The 1256-nt window shown below is 63.6% G+C and carries 1 protein-coding gene; it reads left to right on the forward strand.

Annotated elements, in window-relative coordinates; genetic code table 11:
• Positions 1-70 precede the first annotated feature (70 nt).
• Positions 71-1215, forward strand: a protein-coding gene (locus ACFVJ3_RS49505; RefSeq protein ID WP_378459050.1) for an IS3 family transposase whose coding sequence is annotated in 2 segments (ribosomal slippage) — positions 71-350 and positions 350-1215 — 1146 coding nt in all. Because the reading frame shifts where the segments join, the coding sequence is not laid out codon by codon here.
• The last annotated feature ends 41 nt before the right edge of the window (positions 1216-1256 follow it).

The following is a 1256-nucleotide window of genomic DNA, read 5'->3' on the forward strand; positions in this document are numbered from 1 at the left end:
GGGACTGCCCCGGCTCTGGTTGACACCTGACCCGTGAGGGATCTGCCCTCACGGTGAAAGGATGATCGACATGCCGAAGCCATATCCCGAGGAGTTCCGCCGCGACGTCGTCGCCGTGGCCCGCAAACGCGAAGCCCCGCTGGAGCAAATCGCGAAAGATTTCGGGATCTCCGAGACCTGCCTGAAGAACTGGCTGCGCAAGGCCGACATCGAGGACGGCACCCGACCCGGCCCCACACGAGACGAATCCGACGAGCTCCGCGAGGCCCGCAAACGTATCCGGCTGCTCGAACAGGAAGCGGAGGTGATGCGCCGGGCGGTGGCCTACCTATCGAGGGACGTCAACCCAAAATGATGTTCCCGCTGGTCCGTGACCTAGCCGCCGACGGTATCCCCGTCGCGGTGACCTGCCGGGTGCTGGGATTCTCCCGGCAAGCGTTCTACAAGTGGAACACCGATCCCGTGTCCCGACGGGACTGGGACGACGCCCATCTGATCAACGCCGCACTCGATATCCACGCCGGCGACCCGGAATTCGGGTACCGGTTCATCGCCGACGAACTACCCACCCACGGCATCGTCGCCGGCGAGAACCGCGTTCACCGGCTGTGTTCGCAGCAGCGGATCTTCTCGGTGTTCGCCAAGAAACAAGGACTACATCGTCGATCCGGCCCGCCGGTCCATGACGACCTCGTCAGGCGGCAGTTCACCGCCCAGCAGCCCGACCGGTTGTGGTTGACCGACATCACCGAGCACTGGACCGATGAGGGCAAGCTCTACCTCTGCGCGATCAAGGACTGCTTCTCCACCCGGATCGTCGGCTACTCGATCTCCGACCGGATGACCGCGGACCTGGCGTGTTCGGCGCTGCGAAACGCTGTCGCGCTCCGCAACCCGCACGGCACCGTGGTTCACTCCGATCGCGGCAGCCAATTCCGTTCCGGAATGTTCGTAGAATTGTTGGCCTGCAATGGTTTACAAGGATCAATGGGGAAGGTTGGGGCATGTGGTGACAATGCCGCGATGGAATCGTTCTTCGCGTTGCTGCAACGCAACGTCCTCGACCGTCGCCGCTGGAGCAGTCGTGAGGAACTACGGTTGGCGATCGTCGGGTGGATCGAGACGACCTACCATCGGCGGCGCCGGCAACGCGGGCTCGGTCGACTGACACCCGTCGAATATGAGACGCTCCATCAGACCGCACACGCGGCCTGAAACTGCACACCCCGAGTGTCAACCAGGGTGGGGGCAGTCCC

Origin of the sequence: Rhodococcus sp. NPDC127593 (genome assembly GCF_042671975.1) — a bacterium.
Taxonomy (GTDB): Bacteria; Actinomycetota; Actinomycetes; order Mycobacteriales; family Mycobacteriaceae; genus Rhodococcus_F.